Annotated in this window: 22 protein-coding genes and 2 pseudogenes; 10 read left to right on the plus strand and 14 right to left on the minus strand. The window is 33.5% G+C overall.

Going from position 1 to position 26,933, the window contains the following annotated elements; genetic code table 11:
• Positions 1 to 140: 140 nt before the first annotated feature.
• The 10 genes and pseudogenes from FP435_RS08210 to FP435_RS08255 form a co-directional block, all read right to left on the minus strand.
• Positions 141 to 554, minus strand: coding sequence for a peptide deformylase (locus FP435_RS08210; RefSeq protein ID WP_265483794.1), 414 nt, complete (start codon positions 552 to 554; stop codon positions 141 to 143).
• Positions 555 to 571: 17 nt separating this feature from the next.
• Positions 572 to 1,885, minus strand: a complete 1,314-nt coding sequence (locus FP435_RS08215; RefSeq protein WP_265483795.1) for an NCS2 family permease — start codon at positions 1,883 to 1,885, stop codon at positions 572 to 574.
• 166 nt (positions 1,886 to 2,051) lie between these two features.
• Positions 2,052 to 2,648 (minus strand): annotated as a pseudogene (gene ribB / locus FP435_RS08220) (3,4-dihydroxy-2-butanone-4-phosphate synthase); the annotation flags it as partial.
• Positions 2,649 to 2,881: 233 nt separating this feature from the next.
• Positions 2,882 to 4,192, minus strand: coding sequence for an NCS2 family permease (locus FP435_RS08225; RefSeq protein WP_265483796.1), 1,311 nt, complete (start codon positions 4,190 to 4,192; stop codon positions 2,882 to 2,884).
• A gap of 132 nt (positions 4,193 to 4,324) precedes the next feature.
• Positions 4,325 to 5,011, minus strand: coding sequence for a deoxynucleoside kinase (locus tag FP435_RS08230; protein ID WP_265483797.1), 687 nt, complete (start codon positions 5,009 to 5,011; stop codon positions 4,325 to 4,327).
• 19 nt (positions 5,012 to 5,030) lie between these two features.
• Positions 5,031 to 5,678: a deoxynucleoside kinase gene (locus FP435_RS08235; protein WP_265483798.1), complete on the minus strand. Its 648-nt coding sequence runs from the start codon at positions 5,676 to 5,678 to the stop codon at positions 5,031 to 5,033.
• Between the two features lie 148 nt (positions 5,679 to 5,826).
• A complete protein-coding gene (locus FP435_RS08240) occupies positions 5,827 to 6,549 on the minus strand; it encodes a glucosamine-6-phosphate deaminase (RefSeq protein ID WP_265484662.1) in 723 nt (240 codons plus the stop codon).
• 70 nt (positions 6,550 to 6,619) lie between these two features.
• Positions 6,620 to 7,657 (minus strand): BMP family ABC transporter substrate-binding protein, encoded by a 1,038-nt coding sequence (locus FP435_RS08245; protein ID WP_265483799.1) that lies wholly within the window; start codon positions 7,655 to 7,657, stop codon positions 6,620 to 6,622.
• A gap of 70 nt (positions 7,658 to 7,727) precedes the next feature.
• Positions 7,728 to 10,059, minus strand: a pseudogene (locus FP435_RS08250) (ATP-binding cassette domain-containing protein).
• 39 nt (positions 10,060 to 10,098) lie between these two features.
• Positions 10,099 to 11,184, minus strand: coding sequence for a YdcF family protein (locus FP435_RS08255; protein ID WP_416209749.1), 1,086 nt, complete (start codon positions 11,182 to 11,184; stop codon positions 10,099 to 10,101).
• Positions 11,185 to 11,279: 95 nt separating this feature from the next.
• Between FP435_RS08255 and FP435_RS08260 the strand changes: the two genes are divergently transcribed.
• Positions 11,280 to 11,939, plus strand: a complete 660-nt coding sequence (locus FP435_RS08260; protein WP_265483801.1) for a CPBP family intramembrane glutamic endopeptidase — start codon at positions 11,280 to 11,282, stop codon at positions 11,937 to 11,939.
• Between the two features lie 25 nt (positions 11,940 to 11,964).
• Here the strand turns inward: FP435_RS08260 and FP435_RS08265 are convergent, their stop codons facing one another.
• The gene (locus FP435_RS08265; protein ID WP_265483802.1) at positions 11,965 to 13,119 is read right to left on the minus strand and encodes a cation:proton antiporter; all 1,155 of its coding nucleotides are present in this window, start codon (positions 13,117 to 13,119) and stop codon (positions 11,965 to 11,967) included.
• A gap of 99 nt (positions 13,120 to 13,218) precedes the next feature.
• Positions 13,219 to 15,099: a heavy metal translocating P-type ATPase gene (locus FP435_RS08270; RefSeq protein ID WP_265483803.1), complete on the minus strand. Its 1,881-nt coding sequence runs from the start codon at positions 15,097 to 15,099 to the stop codon at positions 13,219 to 13,221.
• 914 nt (positions 15,100 to 16,013) lie between these two features.
• Between FP435_RS08270 and FP435_RS08275 the strand changes: the two genes are divergently transcribed.
• From FP435_RS08275 to dltD, 7 genes are all read left to right on the plus strand, one after another.
• Positions 16,014 to 17,150 carry a hypothetical protein gene (locus FP435_RS08275; protein WP_265483804.1) on the plus strand — a complete coding sequence of 379 codons (1,137 nt, stop codon included), beginning with the start codon at positions 16,014 to 16,016 and terminating at the stop codon, positions 17,148 to 17,150.
• 1 nt (position 17,151) lies between these two features.
• On the plus strand, positions 17,152 to 17,448 hold the full coding sequence (locus tag FP435_RS08280; protein ID WP_265483805.1) for a hypothetical protein: 297 nt from the start codon (positions 17,152 to 17,154) through the stop codon (positions 17,446 to 17,448).
• 96 nt (positions 17,449 to 17,544) lie between these two features.
• Positions 17,545 to 17,700 (plus strand): teichoic acid D-Ala incorporation-associated protein DltX, encoded by a 156-nt coding sequence (locus tag FP435_RS08285; RefSeq protein WP_265483806.1) that lies wholly within the window; start codon positions 17,545 to 17,547, stop codon positions 17,698 to 17,700.
• Between the two features lie 18 nt (positions 17,701 to 17,718).
• Entirely contained in the window at positions 17,719 to 19,239 is a 1,521-nt protein-coding gene (dltA, locus tag FP435_RS08290) for a D-alanine--poly(phosphoribitol) ligase subunit DltA (RefSeq protein WP_265483807.1), read from the plus strand.
• Positions 19,236 to 20,453: a D-alanyl-lipoteichoic acid biosynthesis protein DltB gene (gene dltB / locus FP435_RS08295; protein WP_265483808.1), complete on the plus strand. Its 1,218-nt coding sequence runs from the start codon at positions 19,236 to 19,238 to the stop codon at positions 20,451 to 20,453. The genes dltA and dltB overlap by 4 nt, the downstream gene beginning before the upstream one ends.
• A 21-nt stretch (positions 20,454 to 20,474) precedes the next feature.
• The gene (gene dltC, locus FP435_RS08300; RefSeq protein ID WP_265483809.1) at positions 20,475 to 20,714 is read left to right on the plus strand and encodes a D-alanine--poly(phosphoribitol) ligase subunit DltC; all 240 of its coding nucleotides are present in this window, start codon (positions 20,475 to 20,477) and stop codon (positions 20,712 to 20,714) included.
• The gene (dltD, locus tag FP435_RS08305; protein WP_265483810.1) at positions 20,707 to 22,971 is read left to right on the plus strand and encodes a D-alanyl-lipoteichoic acid biosynthesis protein DltD; all 2,265 of its coding nucleotides are present in this window, start codon (positions 20,707 to 20,709) and stop codon (positions 22,969 to 22,971) included. The genes dltC and dltD overlap by 8 nt, the downstream gene beginning before the upstream one ends.
• An 81-nt stretch (positions 22,972 to 23,052) precedes the next feature.
• Here dltD and FP435_RS08310 read toward each other — a convergent pair whose 3' ends face one another.
• Both FP435_RS08310 and FP435_RS08315 read right to left on the minus strand, forming a co-directional pair.
• On the minus strand, positions 23,053 to 24,249 hold the full coding sequence (locus tag FP435_RS08310) for an MFS transporter (RefSeq protein WP_265483811.1): 1,197 nt from the start codon (positions 24,247 to 24,249) through the stop codon (positions 23,053 to 23,055).
• 24 nt (positions 24,250 to 24,273) lie between these two features.
• Complete coding sequence (locus FP435_RS08315) at positions 24,274 to 24,507, minus strand: hypothetical protein (protein ID WP_265483812.1); 234 nt, start codon at positions 24,505 to 24,507, stop codon at positions 24,274 to 24,276.
• Positions 24,508 to 24,661: 154 nt separating this feature from the next.
• Here FP435_RS08315 and FP435_RS08320 point away from each other — a divergent pair, with 154 nt between their 5' ends.
• Both FP435_RS08320 and FP435_RS08325 read left to right on the plus strand, forming a co-directional pair.
• Positions 24,662 to 25,996, plus strand: coding sequence for a PTS transporter subunit EIIC (locus FP435_RS08320; protein ID WP_265483813.1), 1,335 nt, complete (start codon positions 24,662 to 24,664; stop codon positions 25,994 to 25,996).
• A complete protein-coding gene (locus FP435_RS08325; RefSeq protein ID WP_265483814.1) occupies positions 25,971 to 26,855 on the plus strand; it encodes an alpha/beta hydrolase in 885 nt (294 codons plus the stop codon). The genes FP435_RS08320 and FP435_RS08325 overlap by 26 nt, the downstream gene beginning before the upstream one ends.
• Positions 26,856 to 26,933 lie beyond the last annotated feature (78 nt).

Below are 26,933 nucleotides of genomic sequence, written 5' to 3' on the forward strand. Positions count from 1 at the left end.
ATAGTGCGATAATAGTGTTTAGTATGCTTTTTCTTTTTATAATTTTACTCCTTTAATTAAATATTCAAAGTAAATATAAATCAAAAAAATCAAAAAATCAAAAAATCGGTCTTCAAAAAAAGGCAGTTATTCAACTACCTTTAAATAATAATTCCCTTAGTATGATCAATTTCATGTTGAATCACTTCTGCAACAAATCCTGTAAATGATTGAGTTGTCTTTTCGAAATTATGATTTTGAAATTCAACAGTTATTTCCCGGTAACGTGTTGTTGGTCGCTGCCCACTTAGTGAAAGGCATCCCTCTTGCGTATGATATTCTCCTGATTTATTAATAATTCTTGGATTAAACATCACCATTGGAAGTGGCCCAGCGAAAAAAGCAATAATATTCTTTTGCACGCCAATCATATTAGCTGCTAGTCCAACTGCACGTTCTTTGTTAGCAATCAAAGTATCGGTTAAATCTTGAGCCACTTGGATGTCCGCAGTTGTGGCAGGAGTACTTTTTTGTGATAAAAACATCACATCTTTAACAATTGATTTTTTACTCATGAAGTCCCCCCCTTTCGTTATCCCATGTTGGTAATTAAGAAAAAGATGATGAATAAGACAAATAAGATGTACATCATTGGGGAAATTTCTTTATAACGCTTTGCAGCAATCATGGTAATGGGATAAGCAATCATTCCCAAGGCTAACCCATCAGAAATAGAGTAAGTAAGAGGCATTCCAACCACAACTAAGAAAGCAGGGAAGGCAACTTCAAACTTATCCCAGTCGATTCTTTTTAGATTACCTGCCATTAAGACCCCAACAATAATTAAGGCGGGAGCGGTAACAGTCGTAGGGATGACAGCAAGTAAAGGACTAAAAATCATTGAAATCAAAAATAAAATTCCCACAAAGATAGCAGTTAGTCCTGTTTTACCACCCATAGCAATTCCTGCACTTGATTCTACTGAAGTTCCAAGGGGAGCAGTACCCAAAATAGATCCTTCAACCATTGCTAGAGAATCAGATAAGAATGCTTTTCCAATACGAGGAATTTTACCATTTTTATCTACTAAACCAGCTTGTTGGGTCATTCCAATTAAAGTACCTGCTGTATCAAAAAATGTAACTAATAGGAAGGTTAAAACAACCATAAATAGTTGTGGGGTATTGATATCACTTAAATGAAAAACTGCTTGGCCAAAAGTTGGTGCAATTGAAGGCGGAGTAGAAATAATACCTTGTGGTGTAGCAATCTGACCGATAAAAATTCCAAAAATAGCAGTTACAATCATTCCAATAAAAATAGAACCAGGTACTCTAGCAGCTAATAAGATCACTGTAAGTACTAATCCAAATAAAGTAATCCAAACCGCTGGATTGCTAAAAGAACCTAATCCAACAAGAGAAGATTTGTTATCAACAATTAATTTACCATTTTGTAACCCAATAAAGGCAATAAATAAACCGATCCCAGCAGAAATGGCATATTTTAAGTCTTGAGGGATGGCATCAACAACTTTTTCTCTTAGTTTAAAAATTGTAATTAAAATAAATAAAATTGAAGCTACTAAGACACTAGCTAAGGCAGTTTGCCAATTGATATGCATCCCAATGACAACATTGTATGAGAAAAAGGCAGCACTACCCAAAGTAGGTGCTAGAGCAATCGGGTAGTTTGCAATTAATCCCATCAAAACACATCCAATAGCGGTTGCGATAGCAGTTACAGTAAAGGCAGCTCCTTTGTTAATTCCAGCTGCACTTAAAATATTAGGGTTAACAAATAAGATGTAGGAGAGACTGACAAAAGTAGTAAGAGCTGCAATAAACTCTTTTTTGACAGTGGTATGAGCATCTTGTAAATGAAAGACCTTATTTAATGTCTGCATTTAAATATCCTCCGATTATAAATTAATAAAATTGATTAATTGTTACTAGTGTAGCACAGAATTTTTATGGGAGAAGAGAAAAAATTAAGTTTTTTTAATTTTCCAAACAAAAAGCGTTACACCCTCTAGGTATAACGCAGATTGATTAAATGTTAGGATGAAATTCACGGACATACTCTTGTAATTCCGCAATAGTAAAATATGGCATTTCATGAGTTTGGGCAAACTCTTTGAGATATGGGCGACGTCCCATGCTACCATCAGGTTTAATCATTTCGCAAATATATGCTACTTCAGGTTCGCCGGCTAAACGAGCAAGAGTTAAACCTGCTTCAGTATGACCATTTCGGTCTAAGACGCCGTGTTGCTTTGCACGTAATGGAAAAATATGACCAGGTTTATAGAAATCTTCTGCCTTTGAAGAAGGATCACTAAGTTTCTGGATAGTTAAAGCACGATCAGCCGCTGAAATACCAGTAGTGGTGTCCTTATAGTCAACACTAATAGTAAAAGCTGTTCCGTAAGGGTCAGTGTTATGTTGGTTCATTGGATATAAATCTAATTTATCCGCAATAGCAGGAGAAACGGGTGCACATAACAAGCCACGAGCATTCTTGATAATGAAATTAACATTATCTGCTGTCACCTTGGAACCTAAACCAATCATGTCTCCTTCTGCTTCGCGATCTTCATCATCAGCTACGATTACCAAACCGCCATTTTTTAACCATTCAAGTGCATTTTCAATTTTTTCTTTAATCATCTTTGACATTGACAAAATCTCCTTTAATTAAACTAACGAAACATTGTTAACAACAAGTGGGAAATTATGTCGTATCAAAGTATGAAATTACCATAAATTTAGCTAAATATAAAGTAAAGTAATATGGATCTCATCGCTCCTTAAAATAAAATTTACAATTATTATATTAACTATTTTAATTTTTATTGTCAATTTTTTATAGAAAAAAATGAGGAATTCTCCTCATAAATTTCCTATTTAAAATTTAGTACCCACAAGAAGATAATGAAGATTACAAATAGTACCCACATCATTGGTGTGACTTCTTTATAGCGGCGGGCAGCTACCATCGAAATTGGATAAGTTATCATTCCCCAGGCAAGTCCATCAGAAATACTATAACTAAGTGGCATTCCGATTAAAATTAAAAATGCAGGAACAGCAATTTCTAATTTATTCCAATGAATATGAGCAGTATTTTGAGCCATTAATACACCGACAATAATTAAGGCAGGAGCAGTTACTTGAACAGTAAAGACGCTAAGTAGGGGACTAAAAATCATTGAAATCAAGAAAAAGATAGCAACGAAAACAGCGGTTAAACCAGAACGGCCTCCAATTGCAATCCCAGCACTCGATTCAACGTAAGCGCCAACAGGAGAAGTTCCGAAAATTGATCCAAATAGCATTGCAGTAGAATCAGCAGCCAACGCTTTTCCCACACGAGGCATTTTATTATTTTTCATAAAGCCTGCTTGTTGTGCTAACCCAATTAATGTTCCAGCTGTATCAAAGAAAGTAACTAATAGGAAGGTTAAAACAACTACCCACATTTGTAGAGTATTAATATCTTTTAAGTGAAAAATTGCTTGGCCAAAAGTTGGCGCTAAGCTTGGAGCGAAAGAAATAAATTTATGAGGAAGTGAAATTTGTCCAGTGCATATTCCGAAAATTGAAGCACCAATCATTCCAATAAAAATTGCTCCTGGAACTCCTAAAATCATTAGGATAATTGTAATAAATAATCCAACAATTGTAATCCAAACAAGTGGGTTATGAAGAGAACCAAGCCCAACTAAAGTTGATTTATTAGCAACAATTAAGCCACCATTTTGAAAACCTAGAAAGGCAATAAAAAGACCAATACCTGAAGAAATTGCAAATTTTAAATCAGCTGGAATTGAATCGATAATTTTTTCGCGTAATTTAAAGAGGGTAATTAAAATGAAAATTATGGAAGCGACAAATACACTAGCTAAAGCTGTTTGCCAAGAAACGTGCATTCCAATACAAACCGTATAAGCAAAAAATGCGTTAATTCCCAGAGCTGGTGCTTCTCCAATAGGATAATTGGCAACGATTCCCATGATTGCAGTACCTAAGGCTGCTGAAAGAGCAGTAGCAGTAAATACGGCACCGGTATTCATGCCGCTTGCTCCTAAAACAGAGGGATTAACGAAAAGGATATAGGACATACTAATGAAAGTGGTGAGTCCTGCCAAAAACTCGGTTTGAATATTGGTCCCGAGGCTATCCAATTTAAAATATTGTTTTACGAAGTTCATCTTAACCTCCATTGTGAATGTTCGTGTTTAACAATTAAAAGCATTACTTTAATAGTGTATCAAGCAATTATATTCTTGTAAACCCGAATTATAAATAATAAAGCAAAAAATAAAAAGCCCTAATTTTAGGACTTAAGCTTCAAGACTAATATTAGTAGATTTATCCCAATTTTCTGGCAATTTACCTACTTCTTTTAATTTAGTTACAATTTGTGCTAAGACAATACTACGGTCATTATCATTTGCCATAAAATCGTATTTATCGCCATCAATAATCATCTTTGGAGAATAGTCGTAACGATCATACCAAGGTTCATAGTAACGTAATAAACGCTTGTAGTAGTCTTCCAAAGTTGGATCATAGCTGAGTTGTTCGTAATTACGACCACGTTTTTGAATTCGCTTGAGCATAGTGTCATAAGAAACTTTAATATGCACAAGTAAATCAGGATTTTTCTTTGGCATATGGTCTAATTCATTCATCATATTATTTAAAAGATCGTAATATGTGTCAACTTCTTCAGGGGTAGCTCGTCCAATATCAGCATTCATTTGGAAAAAGAGTGCATCTTCATAGATTGAACGGTCAAGCACATTATTATCATCAGTTAGTGCTTTTTTGATACTTTGAAAGCGTGTATTTAGAAAATAAACTTGAAGTAAAAAAGCATATTTTTTAGGATTTTCATAAAAGAGAGGAAGGACAGGATTGTCATCCACACTTTCATAAAAAGGCTTAGTTTCTAAATAGTCTGATAAAATTCCTGTTAAACTAGACTTTCCGGCTCCAATAGGTCCACTTAAAACAATAACTGTCATCACATTCCTTCTTTAATTCTTACAGATTACCCACTTCATTTAACTTCTGGTCGATAAGTGCAATAACTTCCTTGCGTGCGTTCTCATCAACCACAAAGTCATATTTATCTCCATCAATTTTCATTTTTGGAGAAGCATCATAGGCTTCGAACCATGGTTCATAGTATTGAATTAAACGGGCATAGTAGTTCTTCAATTCAGGATCAGTAGAGAGTTGTTCAAAAGAACGACCACGCTTTTGGATTCGTTTAAGCATTGTATCCAATGAAACGTGAATATAGATCAATAAATCTGGTTTTTTACTTGGATTACCTGGAGCATCAGCCATCATATTATGTAAAAGACTATTGTAGATATTAAACTCGGTTGGATCGGCCTTCCCACTGTCTACATTCATCTTGAAAAAGAGCGCATCTTCATAAATTGAGCGATCTGAAACATTATTAGGCTCTAAAATAGCTTCGTTAATTTGATCTAAACGGTGATTTAGAAGATAGATATTTAATAAAAAGGTATAATGTGCCATATCTTGATAGTAAAGGGGAAGAATGGGATTATTATCTACACCTTCATAAAAACCTTTACTTCCTAAATGCTCAGATAAAATACTGGTTAAACTGGATTTTCCGGCTCCAATAGGCCCGCTTAAAACAATAACTGGAATCACATTCTTTCTACAATATGTTGTTTGCTTTACCAGTTTAGAACAATATCTTGTGGTTGTGCAAGTGGTTTTTAAAAAATGTTCCACACAAAAAAGTCAAGCAGTAGCTTGGCTTTTTTTGAGAAATAAATCCTGTAAAAGCTTAATATCTCTAGATAGTAAAGTATTTAGGATTAATTTTTTTAGCAGCAATTTGATCACAAATAATGGTAACATCTGGATGGTCTTGTAAAATTGAAGCAGGTACTTTTTCAATAACAGGACCTTCAACTAATGCCTTTAAAGCGTCTTGTTTTGAAGCACCGTAAGCTAAAAGTACAATTTTTTTCCCTTGCATAATTGATCTAATTCCCATGCAAATTGCTTGGCGTGGAACTTCTTTTTCATTGTTAAAAAATCTAGAATTTGCTTTGATCGTACTTTCTGCCAAAGTGACTTTATGAGTTAAACTTCCAAAAGGAGTACCGGGCTCATTAAAAGCGATGTGGCCATTGTGTCCAATCCCTAAAATTTGAATATCGATAGGATTTTCTTGAATAATTTGATTATAATTTTCTACTTCTTCATCAATATTCTTTGCTAAGCCATTTGGAATATAAGATTTTTTGAAAGGTTTTTGATCAAAAAGATGTTTTTGCATGAAGTAATGGTAGCTTTGGGGATTTTCAGGACTGATGCCATAATATTCATCTAAATTGATACTAGTCATTTCACTAAAATCAAGGTCGCTATTGCACATATCACTATATAAGGAAATTGGGGAAGAACCCGTTGCTAAACCCAATACTTTAGCACCATTAGCCATGCCATTTTTGATAATTTCAAAAGCTTTAGTGCCACCTTCAATATTATCTTTGGTAACAATAATTTTCATCATAATAATTACCCCTCTCTTATTGGTCTAGTCCATTATATAATTAACTGGTATAGACCGTCAAGAAAAGTCACTTAGCATTTTTTTGAATAAGGTAAGTACGTGCTTTTTGAATAGCAATCCAGCTAGAATAAGAGAGATTAGTAGAATGAATAAGGGTGACGCCATTATTTTTTAAATCATAATTTAGAAGCTGACGAGCAGGGAAGGCATTGTTGAAACTTTCTTCACTAACGTTTTCAATGGCCTGGGGAATATTTTTAATAACTGAGGTTAGAGTAAAATTAGAGGGCTGCCCACCTTTAGCTTGATATTTTCCAGCACTGCTTTGATCATTATCAACCCCAATTACCCAAACTTTTTGATTAACAGGTTGAGTCTGATTGATTGCCTTAGCCGCTGAAAAGACCCCTTGGCTATTTTGGCCGACGGCAGAAAAAATAATATCGGCTCTCTTCAGATAAATTTGTTGAGTTAAGTTTTGCGCTTGTTCTTTGTTAGGAGCAGAAGAAATTGTTTTTGCTAAAATTTTGGTTTTTACATGATAATATTTGGAATAATAATTAATGCCAGCTAAATATCCCTTTAGTAAAGAAGAAGCTGGTTGGCTTAAAATTCCGACAGTGTGCGTTTTACTAGAGCTTGCAGCCGCTACACCGGCTAAATACCCCATCTGCCAGCTATTGAAAGTAATGCTAGTGACGTTTGCAGCCGATTTAGCTTTACCATCGATTAAAACAAAATTATTGTGAGGATAAAGACTGGCAGTATCATCTACAGCATTTTTAAAACTAGCTCCTAAAGCAATAATAGTATGAAAGTTTTTTTGCGCTGCTTGGTCAATTAAGCTGTAGTCTTCTTTAGTGTAATTGGGACTAAAGATTTGATAGCCATTTTTTCCTGTACTTAAATGATGTTGCTGAGCGTAATTTTTAAGGCCTTCTTTACCGGCTTCAATATAGGGATTAGTTCCATCGTCAGGGGCGTTCGTTACTAGCGCAATGCTAGGATTAGCAGAATGATGAACAGTTTTGTGGTCAGAGTGTCTACACCCACCTAAAAAAAGTGAAAATGTAAATAAAGTAGTTAAGAATAGTTTTTTTAACATAAAAAATTCCTTTACAGTGAGTTTACCTAAATTTTAGCACTAAAAAAGACGGCATTAAAAGCCGTCTTTTTTATTCACTTCGAAGAGCAATGGCAGCATCTTTTTTAGCAGCTAATCGAGCAGGTAAGTGCCCACCAATCATAGTTAAAATAGTGGAAATAATTACTAAGATAAGTGCTTGCATTGGATCAAGTTGTGCCAAGTTGCTCATATCAGTAATTTTGTATAAAACAAAATTAATTGGGAAAGTACATAAGTAGGCAATAAAAATTCCCAGAATTCCGGAGAAGAGTCCTAGAATAAAAGTTTCGGCATCAAATACCCGGGTAATATCACGTTTACGTGCACCAAGAGCTTTTAAAATTCCGATTTCTTTAGTTCTTTCCAAAACAGATGTGTAAGTAAGAATTCCAATCATAATCATTGATGTAATCAAGGAAATTCCAGCAAAGGCTACTAAAACATCAGTAATACCTCCAATTAAGCCTCCAGTTAATTTGGTTACTGTACCAGACATATCGGTATAGAGAATCTGATTAGATTTAGTTTTACCCTTATTCCATTGAGCTAGATAATCAAGAACTTTGTCCTTGTAATCAAATGAAGTTGGGTAAATTAAGATACCAGTTGGAAGGGTGCTCCCACCAAGAGTAGCTAAAAACTGCGTTTTAGCTGTACTGGTTAAAGGTTGATTTGTCATAACATTTTTAGAGCTTGCTTTTTGCGCCTTAACAATTGCAGAGTTTTGGTTTTCGTTAACTACTTCTTTACTCAAAGCATCGCTATAAGCAATTCCATTGTCTAAAAGTGCCATTTGAGAATTATTTTTTCCTTGAATAACTGCTGATAAAGTAATGGTTTTGCCAGAGTTATACATAGAAGAACTCGGACTCTTAGGAACAAAGTTTCCAGTAGGAAGTTCTTGATAGTAATTATTATTTGAAATTAGTTTAAATTTCTTCCCGATTAAGGACTTTAAATTGATTTTTTGACCATTTTTGACATTAATGCCGATATTTTTAAGGGCATTGATATTAGCTTGATTTTTATTATTTAGGACTAAAACTACTTGATTTTCTGAAGTTGGCCAGGTTCCAGCAAGAAGTTGATAGTTGGTTCTTAAAAAGTTTCCTTTTTTCTTATCCAAAGTGGTAGGGAAAACATTGGTGTTAATTCCCATAGTAGCCATTCCTTGAGTTTGGGCGTTGGCGAGAGAATTACCACTAGAATTATTATTTGAGAATTCAACTTGCTTAATTTATTATTAGCTTTAGTTAAAAGATTTAATTGTGCTCCACGGATATAGGTAATGTTATTAGCATAAGTGGGATTAATTTTATTTACATAATCCACATATTTTTGAGTGATATGATTATTGTGTGTATTTTGTTCATTTGCAGGCTTACTAGCTACTAAATATCCATTGTTTTTTTGGTTGGTATCAGAGTCTTTTTGGTAGTGGGTGATAAATCATTTGCAACACTGGAAATAGAAATTGGAAATTGAGCCAATGTTTTGGTTTGGGTTTCATCAATTTGATGCTGAAAACCATGGGAAAGTGCCAAAACAATTGCAATTCCAATTATTCCAATACTAGAAGCAAAGGCCGTTAAAAAAGTTCGCCCTTTTTTGGTCATGATATTAGTGAAACTTAACTTTAAGGCATTCCAGTAAGACATTTTAGTTTTGATAAGTTTAAAAGTATCTTTGACCTTATGTTTAGGAGTAAAAGGATTAGAGTCGCTAAGGATTTTTCCGTCTTGGAAATGGACGATACGACTAGCGTATTCTTTTGCTAATTCAGGATTGTGAGTAACCATGATTACTAACTTATCTTTACTTAGCTCTTTAATAAGTTGCATGATACTTTCACTAGTTTTAGTATCTAATGCTCCTGTAGGTTCATCACAGAGTAAAATATCAGGGTCATTTGCAATTGCCCGGGCAATTGCAACACGCTGCATTTGTCCTCCAGAAAGTTGATTTGGCTTTTTGGCGAGATGGTCACCAAGTCCAACACGTTTTAAGGCTGCAATTGCTTTTTCATGTTGAGTTTTGCTGTCGACTCCTGAGAGCATCATTCCTAGTTCTACATTTTCTATGATGGAAAGATGGGGAATTAGATTATAATTTTGAAAAATAAAACCAACTGTATTATTACGATATGCATCCCAGTCGGTAGTGGTAAAGTTTTTGGTCGATTTACCGTTAATGATTATGTCACCACTATCATAACGATCTAATCCTCCAATAACATTTAATAAGGTAGTTTTCCCAGAGCCACTAGGTCCTAAAATAGCAACAAATTCGTGATTACGGAAGTTAATAGAGACATCATCTAGTGCATGGGTTGTAACGCCACCAATGTGATATGTCTTCATTAAATGTTCTAGCTGTAGCATAAAAGATCCTTTCTAACATAATAGTTATACCATTATAACTTATTTTATGTATCCGATTCCAGATAAAATAGCCAAGAGAACAAAAATTAAAGTAATAACTCCCATAATCACAAAATGACGTTGTTTGTGCATGACAAAGATGCCAACAAATTCTCGAATAATCGCATTTGGTAGATAGTATAAGCGTGTTGGCGCACCAACGCCATTAGCATGTAAATGCGCCTTTTTAGCATAGAGTCCAGCGCGAAAGAGGTGATAATTATTAGTAAAAAACTTTGCATGAAATTTTTTGCTACCAAAGTCTTTAATGGCAACTTCTTTAGAATAGAGCATATTTTCATAGGTATTTTTTGATCTATCTTCTAATAAAATGTCTTCAGCAGCAATTCCACGATTAATTGCATAATCACGCATTGCACTGGCTTCTGAAACTTTTTCATCGCTTCCTTTTCCACCAGACATAATAAATTTAGGATGGGGATGTCCCTTATCGTATTGGGTGTATGAAAAAGCAATCGCACGATCAATGCGCGCTCCTAAAAGGCGAGATACTTTTTTACCATTTACTAAGCCTGCACCTAGCACAATTAAATAGTCTTGTTTGTAGTGACGGGGAACAAATTGATATAAGGTCAAATTAATTAAAAAATTATACATTATAATTAACAAATAAAATGCTAAAACGACTATACCAGACAAGAGAATATTGACCCAGTCTGGCACATTCTTAAAGACATGGAGGCGAATTAAAATCCAGATTAGCATTAATCCAATTCCTGAAAATAGAGTTAATAAGTTAGGCAGGGTATGTGATTCATACTTCCAAACGAAATAAGCATTCCAAAGAAAAAATGCCCAAGAAAAAATTACTAAGATAAATATTAAAATAAACATCCCTAATACAATTAAGCCAAAGCTCCAAGTTAGAAAGGTGTTTTTTTGAGAAAATAAAAGTTTCCCACACCAAAGAGCAAATGAAAGGACAAAGGCGGTAAAGAAAACCGCATTAATAGAACGACGAGGTTCTATTAGCCAGGAAATAATAAAAATTGCAAAAGTTAAATAAACTAAAAAAGTTAGTAGACTAACTTGATTATGTAAACTAAAATTAAGGATTCGGATTATCAACAAACTCACTCCATTTGTATATTTTCATTCTTTTCTTTATTATAAATTATAAGTAACTAGCTGGAATATTTTAAGAAAAGTGGTGTAAATCTGTGAAAAGTTTTTTACGATTTCTTGGAAATGTAGGAATTATCATTATTGCTTTTATTGGTTACAGTTTTATTCAATGGATGTATGTAATTCCGAATAAGACTGCTTTACCAATATGGAATGAGGTTGGAATAGGTATAATAACCGTTATGGCAATCTGGGCAATGTTTGCTTTGTATAAATACCAATTAAAACAAGAAAATAACTGGGATTTTAATGAAAAGCCTCACTGGAATGCTCAGAGAATTTTTATTGCAATTGGAATGTTTTTTTTGATGACGATTCTTCAAATCGCTTTTATTCAATTGTTTGCTAAGGGTGGAGTAACGTCACATAACCAGCAGGAATTAAATAAAATTTCAAGTTTAGCTAATCCGATTTATAATGTTTTATTAGTGATTGTTGCCCCAATCTGTGAAGAAATAATTTTTAGAGGGATGTTTTTCAATACATTTTTCCCGATCGAAAATAAATGGACTAAGGTTTTAGGTGTTTTAGCCAGTGGATTTGTTTTTGGGTTTATGCATGATCCAACTTTTTCAAAATTTATCTATTTATACTGGATGATGGGTTCAATACTTGCGTGGACTTATGTTTTAACAAAAGATTTAAGATATTCAATTATTGCTCACATGTTAAATAATTTATTACCCTTCTTATAATAAAAAGCTCCCAATGGGGAGCTTTTTATTTAGAAAGATTTTTGAGGTAGTGATTTAAAATGAAAGGCGATAATACTGTAGTAACGATAATAACTAAAATTAAGCTAGAATAAATATCTTCTGGAAATAGATGGTGAGTAATTCCAATTTGTGCCACTATTAATGCAACTTCTCCGCGGGAAATCATTCCAGCCCCCACAATATTAGCATCGTTTTTACTAAATCCAAATATTTCGCTACTGTATTTTCCGGCCCAAAATTTAGAAACTAAGGCTAGAATAGTCATTATAATGATGAACCAAATATCTTTGATAAAACTTGCAAAAGTCATGCTTAAACCAATATCTGCAAAAAATACGGGAATGAAAATTGCATAGCCAATTGCTGAAACAGAGGAATTAACTTCTTGGTATTGGGGTGTTTGTCGAATAGCTAGCCCTCCAAAAAATGCACCTACCACTGCACTTAAACCGACAAAATCTGCTACCCAGGCCATTGTAAGGGCTAAGACAAGTGAAGCAATGACAACAGCATAATTTACTTCAAGTTTTTCTGCGGCCTTCATAAAATACGGTGCGATAAACTTGTAAATCAACCATACTGCGCCAAAATAGATAACCTCAATTAAAAGATTTAAAAAGAAGTTATTGGTTAAACCACTTTTTCCTCCTTCATGACTAAAGGTTGTAAATAAACTTAAGACAACAACAGCTAGAATGTCATCAACAACTGCAGCGCCTAAAATTGCACTTCCTGCACGAGTATGAAGTTGATTAGCATCTTTTAAAACTTCAACTGAAATTGAAACACTAGTAGCTGCAAATACAATTCCGATAAATAGAGCTTCTAAAAATTTCATACCAAATAGTAAAGAGGCAGTTCCCATAAAGATAACTGGTAAGATCACACCAATTCCGGCTACTGTGAAGCTAAGATTAAAATATTTTTTTAAAAGATCTAAATCACTTTCAAGGCCTGCTAGAAACATCAATAAAATTACGCCAAATTCAGAAAAAAGAGAAATAATATTTCCTGGGTGAACCCAAGATAAAATTGCAGGTCCTAAAATAATTCCTGATAAAAGTTGTCCAATAACAGGAGGTAGGTTAAAGCGGGCAAAAAGCTGTCCCAATAAGGTAGTAACAATCAAAATAATAATTAACTCGCCTAAAAAATGCATAAATTCCTCGATTCTTTAAAAGAAAAAGTTTCAAGATTAATCTTGAAACTTTTAGATAAGTCTATAAAAATTCTAGCCAATGTTTTTATTGGATGCAACTTAATTCTTTTTAGGTAATCCAGTTTGTGCAGGATTAGTTGGCTTAGTTTTAGCAAGTAAAGCTAATAAAATAGTAATTAAATCAACTACTTCTTGGATAATTGCACCCCAAATAGCTGGAATGATACCGGTAAAGGCAATAAGTTCAATTAAGATTACCACACAGATAGCAGTAATAATATCGATATGTGCTACTTTCATAGTGTGTTTAGAAATTGCAACGGCATCGTTAATTTTTGAAAGATCATTGACCATTACGACCATATCAGCACTTTCGCTAGCAGCGGTGGCACCTTGGGCTCCCATAGCAATTCCGACATCAGCAGCCATTAAGCTTGGAGCATCATTGACACCATCACCTACCATTGCAACGGGACGTAAGTCTTTTGGTACATCCTTGATAGCTTGGATTTTTTGAGCTGGAAGAAGGTCAGCCTTAACATCTGTTATGCCAGCTTCTTTAGCAATTTTATCAGCTACGCTCTTACGGTCACCAGTAAGCATCATGATTAATTTGATTCCTTGACGACGTAAACGCGCAATCGTAGAAGCGGTTTCTGGACGAATTTGATCTTGGAAGGTAATGTAGCCAGCAAACTTATTATTTACAGAAACGTAAATTGCAGTAGAAGTAACGTCTATTTTTTTGTGGTCAGGGGCAACAAAAGAAAGTTTCCCTACTTTGACTTCTTTACCATCTATAATTCCACTTACTCCTTGAGCAGTAGTTTCTTTGATATTAGTTACTGGCTTCAATGCTTCTTTTCCAGTGCTATTAACCAATGAGGTGGCAATAATATGACTAGATTGTTGCTCAACACTCGCTGCTAAGGATTGGAGCTCTTTTTTAGTAAGGTCACTATCAGCAGCCACATTAACTTGATCAATAACTAATTTGTTTTGAGTTAAAGTTCCTGTTTTATCAAAAGCAAAAGTTAAAGTCCGAGACAGCTTTTCAAGAGTGGTACCGTTTTTTATAATAATATGATTACGTGACATTGAACTCATTCCAGAAACTAAAGCTACTGGTGCAGCAATAATTAAAGGACATGGAGAAGCAACTACCATAACTTGAGCAAAACGTAAAAAGTGATGTTGCCAGTCAAGTCCAGGATTAGTTACAGCAGAGGTAATCCAAGCAGCAATCCCAATAATTAAAGAAATGATTGTAAAAGGTACAGCATAGCGATCAGCCATTTTAACAAATTTAGCAGGTTTAGCTTGAGCAGATTTTACTAAAGCAACAATAGATTGGTACTCAGAATCTTTAGCTAAAGTAGTAACTTTCATTTCGACAGCACTGTCACCATTGATTGAGCCAGACATAAGTTTATCACCTACACCTTTATCGACAGGGACAGATTCACCAGTTAGGGATGATTGATCAAAGCTAGAAGATCCTTTGATAATTTCACCATCAACAGGAACTTGATTACCAGGTTTGATTAAAACAATATCACCAATTTTTAAGTCGTCTACATTTACATTCTCAATTTTGCCGTTAACCAATTTATGAGCAAGTTGAGGAGTATTATCTAACAAAGCGCGTAATTCACGATCAGCTTGACCTGTTGCATAATCTTCTAAGGAGTCACCACCGGTAAGCATAATTAAAATCATCCATGCAGCCCAGTAGTCTCCCACAATCATTGTAGATAAAGTGGCAATAATAGCTAAAACATCGACACCCCAGTTTCCTTTTTCTAAGGTATGAATCATTTCGATCGCCATGGTAATTACCATAAAAATACCGAAGATATCAATTAAAATTTCAGAAATAGGAAAACCAGCAATTGTTGGTTTATGGAGTAAAAAGTCTAGAATTAATCCAATTATCCCAATGCCCAGAACGGTAAAAAATTTCCATTGTCGTTTAAGCATATGTGTCCTCCAAAATTAATATATCAAATAAAACATTACTCAATTATTATATCATTTATTATATAAAACAAAAAAAGACCACGAAGTTCGTGGTCTTAAAATAAGGAATAAATGTGGTTAACTCTAGTAAGAAAGAGTTAACAATATGTTCAATCTACTTGGAGGAGTAAGAATGAAAATAAAAAGTTGGATGTTAATGCTAATAGCTTTGAGGTTTCCCTCTTGCTATGGTTTATATATTAGAGAGAAATTGTGAAGAAAGTGTGATGAAATGTTATAAAAAAATTGAAGAAAGGTTTTTGAAAAATAAAAAAGACTCACAGTGGGAAGATGTGAGTCTTTAGGAATAAATGTGGTCAACTCTGATTAAGAAAGAGCTGACAATATGTTCAATCTACTTGGAGGAGTAAGAATGAAAATAAAAAAGTTGGATGTTAATGCTAATAGCTTTGAGGTTTCCCTCTTGCTATGGTTTATATATTAGAGAGAAATTATGAAGAAAGTGTGACGTTTTTTCATAGAAATTATAAATATTGATAAAAGCAACAGATTAAACCTAAAAGTATTTTTTAAGAGAAAATAATGATTTTAAACCCAAAGAAAAACCTCGTAAATGAATTTCACGAGGTTTTAGGGATAATATGATTAGCCGAAAAGGCAATGTGTTTAATTTACTTGGAGGAGTAAAAATGAAAATAAAAGTTTGGATATTAATGCTAATAGCTTTGAGGTTTCCCCTCTTGCTATGGTTTATATATTAGAGAGAAAATATGATGAATTTATGATTAATTTTTACAGAAAATGTAAAGGTAGTTTATAATTTTCATAAGAAAATTAATTCCTGGGAAATATTCACTTGGGAAATTTAAAAAGAAGAATTTTTTCGTATTGTATTAAAGAAGGAGGTGGGAAAAATGAAAAAAGTCATTAGAATCTTATTTTTCCTATCATTGATCGTAATTACAGGAATAGGTAGTTATTTTATTGTAAATAAAGTTTATCGCCATCATCAAAATCAAAAAGCTTTTTCGAGTGCGCCAGCTTTAGTAAGTGCTAAAGACGGAACGAGTATAAGTGCAACACGCTATAATTTGGAATATTTTAAGAAGCAACTTAGTAAAAAGTACCCTAAACTTTATCAAGCTGTCTACACTACCCCGAAGACCTCCTATCGAGGCGCAGATGTTGTGATTCCTGGTGTTAAAAAAACAATAAGCTATGATTATGAAAAAAATAAAGATACTTCTTCTTTCTATATGACTCCCCAAGGAGTAACGATTGCTGGAAACTATATTTTAATTACAGCATATGATGCAAAACATACCCATGCTTCAGTAATCTATGTATTAAATAAGAAAGGAAAATATCTTAAGCGAATTATTGTAGCCGGTAAACCCCACTTAGGTGGAATTACTTATGATCCAATTGCCAAAAATATTTGGTTAACAGGAACAAGCCAAGGACAGGCTGCTTTAATGTCTATTCCTCTTAAAAGAATCGAAGATTATAATTATCAAAAAAGTCACCAGCCGATTACTTATGACCATGAAATAACGCTACCAACTATTGAACGTGCATCTGCAGTAACTTATGATGATAATCAACTGTTTGTAGGATTTTTTAGTAAAGATGAAAAGGGAAGAATTGTTGCTTATCCAATAAGTAGAATAGGATATTTTAAAGATACTATTACTAGTGATCAAATCAAAGCAGTAACAGGACAAAGTACATGGGCTTCTGGGGCCGGAAGTGCAGCAATGGATAGTCAGATTCAGGGAATAGCAATTTATAAGGATTGGATTATTTTAAGTCAATCTTATGGGAGTAAAGACTCTAAGCTTTATTTTTTCCCGGCATCGGCGATTGATAACTTAGATGAAGATAGAGCTGATAAGGTTGTTACATTACCGCCATATTTAGAACAAATCTCTGTTTATAAAGGACAATTATTGTTATTGTTTGAATCTTCTTCAAGAGAATACGCTCGTGATGATATTATGATAGTAGATAGAATTTTGTCAGCAAATATTAACGCTTTATTAGGGAGTTAACATGATAAAAAACAAAACAAGTTTCTGGATAAAGGTAGCTGGGTGGAGTGGCTTAATTGCAGCTGCAGTGATGCTTCAGCTTTATAATATGAGTCATGCAGGATTATTTTTAATTACCCTGGCAATAGTGGTGGTTTTTTCAGCATATCTTTTGGCCACTGCTAATACTAGTCGCTGGCAAAATCCAAGTTGGATTATAAAAGTAACTATTTTTTCACTTTTCTTCGTTTCACTTTTACCAACTATCTTTTTATTTATTGCCTATTTAAATGCAAGAGATAATAAGAGAGGGCGTTAAATAAGATTTTTTTTGTTATAATGTTTATATTAAGACAGGGAGCCTTTCTCTCAAAGAAAAGGTGTTGTAAAATTAAAAAGATTATGAGGTGTGAGAATGGCAGCAAAAACTGAACACCAAAATTCTAGAGCTAAGGAAATAGGAATATTTATTGGAAAAACAATTTTTTATTTTGCTATTTTGTTAGTTTTAGTTTATCTCTACTCTTATAGTGGAATTGGTAGCGCAAGCTTCATTTATAAAGATTTTTAATTGAAAGGATCGCATTAAATGATTAAAGATGTAATCAAAACGATCGATGAAATTGCTATAAAAGATCCAAATAGAATTGTTTATGACTATTTAGGTGAGACAAATACTTATGGTGATTTAAAAAAGAGATCAGATGCTTATGCAGCTAAATTGAAAAAGATGAGTATTCCTGAAAAAGCACCAGTTATGATTTGGGGTGGTCAAAACTTCGAAATGATTGCGAGCTTTTTAGGAGCTGTTAAGGCTGGACATGCTTATATTCCAATCGCTAGTTACTCAAACAGTGAACGTTTAACTATGATTCAGGAGGTATCTCAAGCACCTTTGGTAATTGCTGTTGATGAGTTACCAATTGAAATGAAGAATATTGAAGTATTAAATGCATCAGAAGTTGAAGATGGTGATTTTAATATTGCTGAAGATAATTATGTAAGTGGGGATGATAATTTCTATATTATCTTTACTTCTGGAACTACCGGAAAGCCAAAGGGTGTTCAAATCAGCCATAATAACTTATTAAGCTTTGTAAATTGGGAGTTAGAAGATTTTAATTTACCTGAACATCCTAGCTTTTTAGCTCAAGCCCCTTATTCTTTTGATCTATCAGTAATGAGTTTGTATCCCGCTTTAACTTCAGGAGGAAAGCTTGTCGTTTTACCTCATGATGTAACGCAAAATCTGGGTCAACTGTTTAAAACTATGCCTAATTTAGACTTTAATGTTTGGGTTTCAACACCATCATTTGCTGAAATGAGTTTTTTAGATCCTACTTTTAATGGTGAGCATCACAAGAATTTAACTCATTTCTTATTCTGTGGGGAAGAATTAAGTCACAAAACTGCTCAAGTATTAAAGAATAAATTCCCTGATAGTCATATTTATAATACTTATGGTCCAACTGAAACTACAGTGGCTGTAACTAGTGTTGAAATTGATAATGATATCTTAAATAAGTATGATCGTTTACCAATTGGAGTGGCTAAAAAAGATACAAAGGTTACAATTGATACTTCAAAGGGTGAAGATAAAGATAATAAACAAGGAGAAGTATTGATTCAAGGGCCAAGTGTATCTAAGGGATATTTAAATAATCCTGAAAAAACTGAAGCCGCATTTTTCAAAAATCCAAATGATCAATATAGTACCTACCGTACTGGAGATTTAGGATTTTTAGACGGAGATATGCTCTTTTATCGAGGAAGAATTGATTTCCAAGTAAAATTTAATGGCTATAGAATTGAACTAGAAGAAATTAATTTCTATCTTGCTAAAAATCCATTGGTACGCTATGGCGTAGTTGCACCACGATACAACAAAGACCATAAAGTGCAACAATTAGTTGCAGTGGTGGAATTAGCGGAAGACGTGAGAGAAAAGTATAGCGATGCTGAATTGACTAAAAAGTTACGTGAAGATTTAAGCCGAGATATTATGCCATATATGCTTCCTCAAAGATTTATTTACCGAGAAAATATGCCAATTTCGCAAAATGGTAAGGTAGATATCAAACAGGTAATCAAGGAGGTAAATAACGCGTGATCAATATGCAACCATACAGCAATCCGCGTTACTTTATAATTCTTTTTGTGGCGTTACTACCTTTAATAATTGGGTTGTATTTTGGACGACGCTTTAAGATTTATGAAGCTCTGGTATCATTGCTGTTTTTGGTATTAATGTTTGATGGAACAGATGCAATTCAAGGGTATCAATTGATTGGCTATATTGCATTTCAATTCTTGTTAACTTTTGCTTATGAACGTTATATCAGATCTGGACGAAATAAAAGTTGGGTCTTTTATGTAGTCATCATTTTAGCAATTTTGCCATTGGTAGTAGTAAAAATTGCGCCCCATGTTAATAATCCAGTTGCGGATCTAATTGGATTTTTTGGGATTTCATATATAACTTTTAAAACGGTTGAAGTGTTGATGGAATTAAGAGATAAGGCAATAGAAAGAGTTGATCCTGTAACTTATGCTCGTTTTCTGTTGTTTTTCCCAACGATTTCTTCAGGACCTATTGATCGTTATAAAAGATTTGCAAATGATTGTAATGGAGCGCCTGATCGGCAAGAGTATATTGAGCAGATGCGTTTAGGGACTAGATATATTTTCCAAGGCTTTTTATATAAATTTATCATTGGATATGTATTTGGTACGCTTTGGCTTCCTCAATTAGCAAAGATGTCAATCCATATGGGACAAGGACCTTTAAAACTTTCTTGGGCTTTAGTAGGTTATATGTACTGCTATAGTATGTATTTATTCTTTGACTTTGCAGGTTATTCACTCTTTGCGGTAGGAACATCATATTTCATGGGAATTAAGACACCAATGAACTTTAATAAGCCATTTATTTCTAAGAATATTAAAGATTTTTGGAATCGTTGGCATATTACCCTATCATTTTGGTTCCGTGACTTCATTTTCATGAGATTTACTTTCTTTGCAATGAAGAAAAAACTTGTTAAAAATCGAAAAGACTTGTCACGTTTATCATATTTTATTGATTTCCTAGTTATGGGATTTTGGCATGGTTTAACGTGGTATTATATTGTATATGGGATTTATCATGCTTTTGCGATTATTTTTAATGATAATTGGCTTGTATTTAAGAGAAAGCATAAAGACAAAATTCCATCTAATAAGTTTACAAAATGGTTTGCGATTTTCTTAACTTTCAATGTAGTATGTTTCAGTTTCTTGATTTTTTCAGGATTTTTAAGTACTCTTTGGTTTGGTTGGAAATAGATAGTGAAAGGAATTTAAATTATGGATACTAAAGAAGCTGTATTAAATGTATTAAATGAATTAACTGGTGAAGATTTTACTGATCGTATGGATGAAGATTTATTCGAAACAGGTTTAATGGATTCAATGGCAGTAGTACAAATGTTACTTGAATTACAACAACTTATCGGAATTACTCCTCCAGTATCTGAATTTGTACGTGAAGAATGGGAAACTCCTACAAAAATTGTAGAAAAGGTAGAAAGCTTAAGAAATGAGTAATAAACGAAAGCTGTGGCAAATTTTTGGCCCAGTTATCTGTGCTTTTATTCTATTATTCGTGGTTTTTATAATTCCATGGAATAGAAAAGTTTCAGATGGTGTTTTATTCAAAGCATCTGTCTCCCAATCTCAAAACGTATTTAAGGGAGAAAATATTAAACGGGCGGCTTTTGAAAAAGAGTACGTTCCTTTTTATGGTTCAAGTGAGCTTTCTCGAATGGATCCTTTACATCCAAGTGTTTTAGCTTATAAATATCATCGTTCATATCAGCCCTTTTTATTAGGGGGACCTGGTAGTCAATCCTTGACACATTTTATGAATCTTCAAGAGACTAAGAAACAACTTGCTGGTAAAAAAGCAGTGTTTATTATCTCTCCTCAATGGTTTGTAAAAGAAGGGCAAGATCCAGCTGCTTTTGGAATGTATTTTTCACAATTACAAGCTATTGATTGGATTTTGAGTGCTAAAGATAGTGTTGCGACACGCTATGCTGCTAAACGATTACTTAAGATGCCTTCAGCAACTTCAAGTGAGTCGACTAAAGCAGCACTAAAAGATCTAGCAGATGGAAAGAAAATTTCCAATTGGCAAAGATCATGGCTTCAAATGCGTCAAAGAACCCTTTCTAATCAGGATGATTTTTTTACTACTTTCGATATGAAGAATAATATTCCGAAATTGCAAAGTGGTGCGCACAAACTTCCTGGGACATATGCATATGATAATTTGCGTCAATTCGCTAATAATCAAGGAGCACAGGGTACAACAAACAATTCATTTAATATCTCTAATAATTTCTTTAAAAAGAGATTATTGAAGAATGGATTAAAGGGTCTAAAAGACTCTCAAAAGAATTTTGACTATACCCGTTCCCCAGAATTTGGCGATTTTGAGTTAGTTTTAAATGAATTTGCGCAAGAACATGTAAATGTATTATTTGTAATTCCACCAGTAAATAGTAAGTGGGCAAAATATACAGGTCTATCTGAAAAGATGTACCAACGTTCTGTAAATAAAATTAAAGCGCAACTTTTAACTCAAGGTTTTACCCATGTAGCTGATTTGTCGAAGGATGGTGGCAAAGAATACTTCATGGAAGATACTATTCACTTAGGTTGGAATGGATGGCTTACGATGGATAAGTATGTACAGTCATTTATGAAACTTAAGAATACGCCAATTAACTATCAGCTGAATAACTATTATTTCTCTGAAGCTTGGGCAAAAAAGCCAGATGCAAAAATTAGCAAGTCAGTTGAAGAAAAAGCAGCTGAAATTAACCGAATGCAAAATTTGATGAATCAGCAGGGCTTACAAGGGACAGTAACTGAAGTAAAAAATAATAAGGTAAGGGTCTCTTATGCAACTGGTTGGGCAAATAAGAAGAAAAACTTAGTTAATACTGAGAAAACTAGTTATTTAATCGATTCTGTTCAAAAGGCTATGACTGCTACAATGGTTATGCGTCAAGTTGAAAAGGGTAACCTGAAGTTGACAGATAAGTTGGCCAAATTTTACCCTAATATTGATCAAGCTAATCGGATTACCATTCAACAGTTGCTTGAAATGACAAGTGGGCTTACTACACCAAATAAAGCACCATTAGGAAGTCCGAAGTTTGAAAATGATCAAGCGGGTATCGAATATGATATTGACCATTTGATTAGTTTTAAGGATAATTTGTATGGTAAAAGATATTATTCTTCAATTAACTATGTACTTTTATCTGGAATTTTAGAGAAAGTAACTCACCAATCCTACGAAAGTTTATTTAATGAAACTTTTGTAAAGAAATTGAAGCTAGAAAATACTGCATTTATTTGGAATAAAAAATCGAAGTTGCAGAAGGTACATTTAGCGCAATCTTATAGATACGCTAATAAAAATAAAACTTCTGAAGTTCCGATTACTTTGAATTTAAATGAGCTCCATGGAGAACTTGGGGCAGGATCAGTGGTAATGTCGACATCAGATTTATACAAAACTGAGAAAGCCATTACAGATGGAACTTTACTGTCTAAAAACTCAATGAAAATTCTTTTTAGAGGTAAAGCACCAGCCTACTATGGTGGTGGATTCTATAATAATCCGGCGGGCTTTCGAGCTGCAAATGGGGCAGGAGTTGGCTATCATGCATTTGTAAGAATTTCTAATAACGGAAAAAATGCTGTGATCATTCAAACAAACCATCCAATAAAGAGCTTTAAGCAGACAAAAGTCCAAATGGATAAATTAATAAGTGAATTAATAAAATAAAGTACCGTATTACTTCTATTTGAAGTCTAGTATTGAATTTTGAGTAAATAAAAAGTTTAGAAATTAGGAGAAACAAAACTCCTAGTCTCTAAACTTTTTTCTTTTGGATAATTCATTTGTAAAGAAAAAGATAACACCTGAAATTAGAACGATACCTGTACAAAAAATAAAGAGAGTTAAGAATGAAGAGAAATCAATCACTAGAGCTCCAATTAAGGGACCAAGGGCTCTTCCCGCAGAAACTACTACTTGGATAATCCCTTGATATTTCCCTTTGTTTTCTTCACTAGCAAAATTGTTAATGAAAGTAGAAACTGCTGGAAAAGCAAAAACTTCTCCTGTAGTTAACAAAGCCATAGCTAAGAGAAAACGAGCATAATGAGTGGCCCCAATTAGAAGTAGGAAAGCTAGGGCAAACAAGGTAAAACCAAAATATAGTCTTCCATTGATATGATCAGTAAGCCAGCTATCAAAATAGGTAAGAATGGGTTGCAAAGTTACAATTAAAATAGCATTTAAAGTCCATAGAAAACTATATAGGGTAACGGACATGTGCAAACTTAACATATAAGAAGAAATATTAGAATTCCACTGTTCGTAAGCAATCCAGGCTACTAATACACAGAAAAGTAAACTAGCAATAATTTTTAAATGAGGATTGCTTGTCACGTTCTCTTCCGAAATTTTCATGTGGTTTGTATCTTTTGGTCGCTGATTAAGATGGCGATATTTTACTAAAACAACAATGTTGAAAAATAGAAACATCATAAATGCAAGAATAAATATATAGACAATTCCAAATGGTAAAATAAAACCAACCATTAATGAGCCAAATACAAGACCTAAATTTTGAGTAAAATATAAAATATTGAAAATATAAGAGGGGGCTTTGCTTTTTATTAACGTGGCGGTTGAATTAAGGCCAGTAACGATAATTCCATTCCCAATACCTAAGGTCAAAAGCCAAACCACATAAGCGGGCCAACCATGAAAGAAAATTAACATTAGGGTAGAAAAGGTGGCGATACTTACTCCTAGTAAAATGGTTTGATAAGGGAACCATTTATCAAAAAGGTAACCACCTAGTGCATTCCCCAGCATGGTAAAAATAGAGTTTAAGAAAAGCACAACTCCTGCTATGGTTAGACTTTCGTGGAGATAATTGTGAATATAAATAGTGGTTAGCGGCCAAATAAAACTAATACCAGTGTTAACAATAAGTGAACCAAGGAAAAGCCAAATTGTGTTAATAGGATCAGATTTTGCTCTTTTTAACATTATTTCAACCTTCCATTTCTATAATTAGTCTTGAAGCCAGCTATCGCCAAAATTACGCATTAATTCACTAGTGTTAAAGCTAGTAGAATCAGAAGCTTCAGCAATAATTTTTTGAAAATCATTTTTTGAAATATTTTTATGTAAAAATTCATTAATTAGGTCGTTAAGCAATATTTCAGGATCTTTGTTTTCTTGTTCGCAATAAAAAGAAAGTAATGCCCGACTTTCATTACTCAATTTAAGATGTGATTTAATCATATTAGTCCTCCTTTTAGTTAACTTCTTATATTATACCAGTCTTAATTGCTAAAAATTAGAGGAAAGACGGTCAGTTAATTTGATGAGATTGAATGACGAGAAGGAAAGGAATAGTATAGTAAATATAACTTAGTTAAGGGAGAAAATTAATTAGATGCCAAAGAGTAATATTTATACCATATTTTTGTGGTTCCGCCGACGTCCTTTTTTTAGAGTGTCTGAGAGAACTTTAACCATGTTGATGCCTTTAGCAGTTATCGGAAGTGTATCACAGTTTTTATGGAGAAGTGTATTTTCGCCGGATAGTCTAATCTCAAATATATTATATTTTGACAATTGGTTACCTGATCAAATTTTTAATGGTGCTTGGTATGCTACGCAAGGATTAACAAATGTGATTTTTAATCTATTTGGAATATTTGTAGCGTATTTTGCTGCTAAGTATACTGCGCAATTTTATAATAAAGATGAACAAATGGCTGGACTTTCAGGGATGATTGGACTTTTACTGTGTGCTTATCGGTATCGCAATGTGAATAATTCAGTTTTTACGTTTAATTGGCGTTTTTTAAATATTGACAGCTTTTTGTTGGCACTCTTGATAGGGTTTGGCACGGGACAAATTTTTCGTTGGTTGGGCAAAAATGTTACTCATCCTTCAATAAATAATTCCCCTCATATTCAGGAAAGAGCGATTGCATCCTTCAAGCCACTTTTGGTAACTTGGGCAATTGGTCTAGTATTAGGAATTGTGGCTAATTTTGTTGGCTTAAGATTAGTGGCTACTCACTTATACGAATACTTTCAAAATCAAGGGCAAAATAATTTAAATATTTTTGCTTATATTCCTTTAATCGGATTAGCACTTTTTTTAAATTGGTTAGGAATTGGTCAACCGTTGACAGGGTTAACAGATGCGGGAATAAGTGGCATGGGAACAGCTAACATTAGTTACGCGTTGCAACATGGCTCAAGCTGGAATGTGCCAAATAAATTTTTGGGGTCTGAAATTTATAAATCTTATGGACAATTTGGCGGCAATGGTATTTTGCTGGCTTTGTTGATAGTAATTTTATTATTTGTTAAAAAGAAAAATGTTGTTAGGATTAGTCGTTGGACCTTTATTCCAACCTTATTTGGTTCAAATGCAGGTGCTTTAATTGGGATTCCAGTGATTTTAAATCCACTTTTTGTATTACCCTATGTCTTTCTTCCTATTATGAATATGCTTTTAGCAGCAGGAGCAATCGCTCTCCATTTAGTGCCTGCTTCTGCGTATGCGATACTAACAGGGACTCCTGGTCTTATCAAAGGCTTTATCGCTACTAATGGAAGCTGGCAGGCTTTATTAGTGGCTTTAGTGATTTTTGCAGTCGATATTCTTCTTTATATTCCAATTGTGAAGATGGCTAATAAGATTGAAAGTAAAGTTGATGAATTAAATACTAGAGAGGAAAGAAAAAATGTTGAAAAAAGTGAAGAAAAATAAATTATTTTTAATATTGATCTTTTTTCTTTTAGCAGTATTAATGATTCCAACATATTTTTGGACAAAAAATTCTAATAAAGATTTAGCTGAGCGAAAAAAATCTCAGCTTTCTCCTGTTATTATGGTACCAGGTTCAAGTGCAACAACAGAAAGATTTAATGAATTAGTTTCTACTTTAAATAAAGATACTGTGGAAAAACATAGTGTTTTAAAAATAAAGGTAGATACTGATGGACAATTAGTTTATAGCGGAAAAATTAGCAAAGGTGATAATGAACCATTTATTATTATTGGATTTGAAAATAATAAGGATGGATACAGTAATATAAAAAAACAAGCTTCGTGGCTTAACATAGCCTTTCAAAGCTTAAGTAAGCAGTATACTTTTAATAACTTTAAAGCTTTTGGACATTCTAATGGAGGATTAATTTGGACTTACTGGCTAGAACATTACTATTCTGATTATTCGAGTGAAATTAAAATTAAAGAGTTAATGACAGTAGGGACACCGTTTAATTTTAATGAAACAAGTATTAGTCATAAAACTCAGATGTTAGAAGATTTTATTAAAAATAAAAGTAAAATCCCCTCTAGCCTAAATGTGTATTCTGTTTCTGGAGGGGAAAATTATGAGTCAGATGGTCTAGTACCAGAGAATAGCGTAGAAGCTGGAAAATACATTTTTCAAAATCAAGTTAACCACTATACTACAATGACCGTCACTGGAGAAGATGCTCAACATTCTTCTTTGCCTCAAAATAAACAAGTGGTGCAGTTGATTGAACAATATCTATTAAAGCCAGTACAAAAAGGAAATAATGGCCCACAAAGAAATAGTAATAAGAAAGATAAAAATTAATGTTTCATATGAAACATTAATTTTTAGGCCATAGAGGGATGAAAATATCCCTCTATTTTTTTATTGATAAAACAATAC

This window comes from Lactobacillus sp. PV037, assembly GCF_014522345.1.
Classification (GTDB): domain Bacteria; phylum Bacillota; class Bacilli; order Lactobacillales; family Lactobacillaceae; genus Lactobacillus.

What these genes read in the sequence shown, in the direction of transcription:
- FP435_RS08245 (WP_265483799.1), bottom strand. Translation starts at nt 7,657, where the DNA reads ATGTTAAAAAAACTATTCTTAACTACTTTATTTACATTTTCACTTTTT.
- FP435_RS08270 (WP_265483803.1), bottom strand. Translation starts at nt 15,099, where the DNA reads ATGCTTAAACGACAATGGAAATTTTTTACCGTTCTGGGCATTGGGATA.
- FP435_RS08320 (WP_265483813.1), top strand. Translation starts at nt 24,662, where the DNA reads ATGCCAAAGAGTAATATTTATACCATATTTTTGTGGTTCCGCCGACGT.
- FP435_RS08315 (WP_265483812.1), bottom strand. Translation starts at nt 24,507, where the DNA reads ATGATTAAATCACATCTTAAATTGAGTAATGAAAGTCGGGCATTACTT.
- dltC (WP_265483809.1), top strand. Translation starts at nt 20,475, where the DNA reads ATGGATACTAAAGAAGCTGTATTAAATGTATTAAATGAATTAACTGGT.
- FP435_RS08265 (WP_265483802.1), bottom strand. Translation starts at nt 13,119, where the DNA reads ATGCATTTTTTAGGCGAGTTAATTATTATTTTGATTGTTACTACCTTA.
- FP435_RS08230 (WP_265483797.1), bottom strand. Translation starts at nt 5,011, where the DNA reads ATGACAGTTATTGTTTTAAGTGGACCTATTGGAGCCGGAAAGTCTAGT.
- FP435_RS08310 (WP_265483811.1), bottom strand. Translation starts at nt 24,249, where the DNA reads ATGTTAAAAAGAGCAAAATCTGATCCTATTAACACAATTTGGCTTTTC.
- FP435_RS08215 (WP_265483795.1), bottom strand. Translation starts at nt 1,885, where the DNA reads ATGCAGACATTAAATAAGGTCTTTCATTTACAAGATGCTCATACCACT.
- FP435_RS08325 (WP_265483814.1), top strand. Translation starts at nt 25,971, where the DNA reads ATGTTGAAAAAAGTGAAGAAAAATAAATTATTTTTAATATTGATCTTT.
- dltD (WP_265483810.1), top strand. Translation starts at nt 20,707, where the DNA reads ATGAGTAATAAACGAAAGCTGTGGCAAATTTTTGGCCCAGTTATCTGT.
- FP435_RS08285 (WP_265483806.1), top strand. Translation starts at nt 17,545, where the DNA reads ATGGCAGCAAAAACTGAACACCAAAATTCTAGAGCTAAGGAAATAGGA.
- FP435_RS08210 (WP_265483794.1), bottom strand. Translation starts at nt 554, where the DNA reads ATGAGTAAAAAATCAATTGTTAAAGATGTGATGTTTTTATCACAAAAA.
- FP435_RS08225 (WP_265483796.1), bottom strand. Translation starts at nt 4,192, where the DNA reads ATGAACTTCGTAAAACAATATTTTAAATTGGATAGCCTCGGGACCAAT.
- FP435_RS08240 (WP_265484662.1), bottom strand. Translation starts at nt 6,549, where the DNA reads ATGAAAATTATTGTTACCAAAGATAATATTGAAGGTGGCACTAAAGCT.
- dltA (WP_265483807.1), top strand. Translation starts at nt 17,719, where the DNA reads ATGATTAAAGATGTAATCAAAACGATCGATGAAATTGCTATAAAAGAT.
- FP435_RS08275 (WP_265483804.1), top strand. Translation starts at nt 16,014, where the DNA reads ATGAAAAAAGTCATTAGAATCTTATTTTTCCTATCATTGATCGTAATT.
- FP435_RS08280 (WP_265483805.1), top strand. Translation starts at nt 17,152, where the DNA reads ATGATAAAAAACAAAACAAGTTTCTGGATAAAGGTAGCTGGGTGGAGT.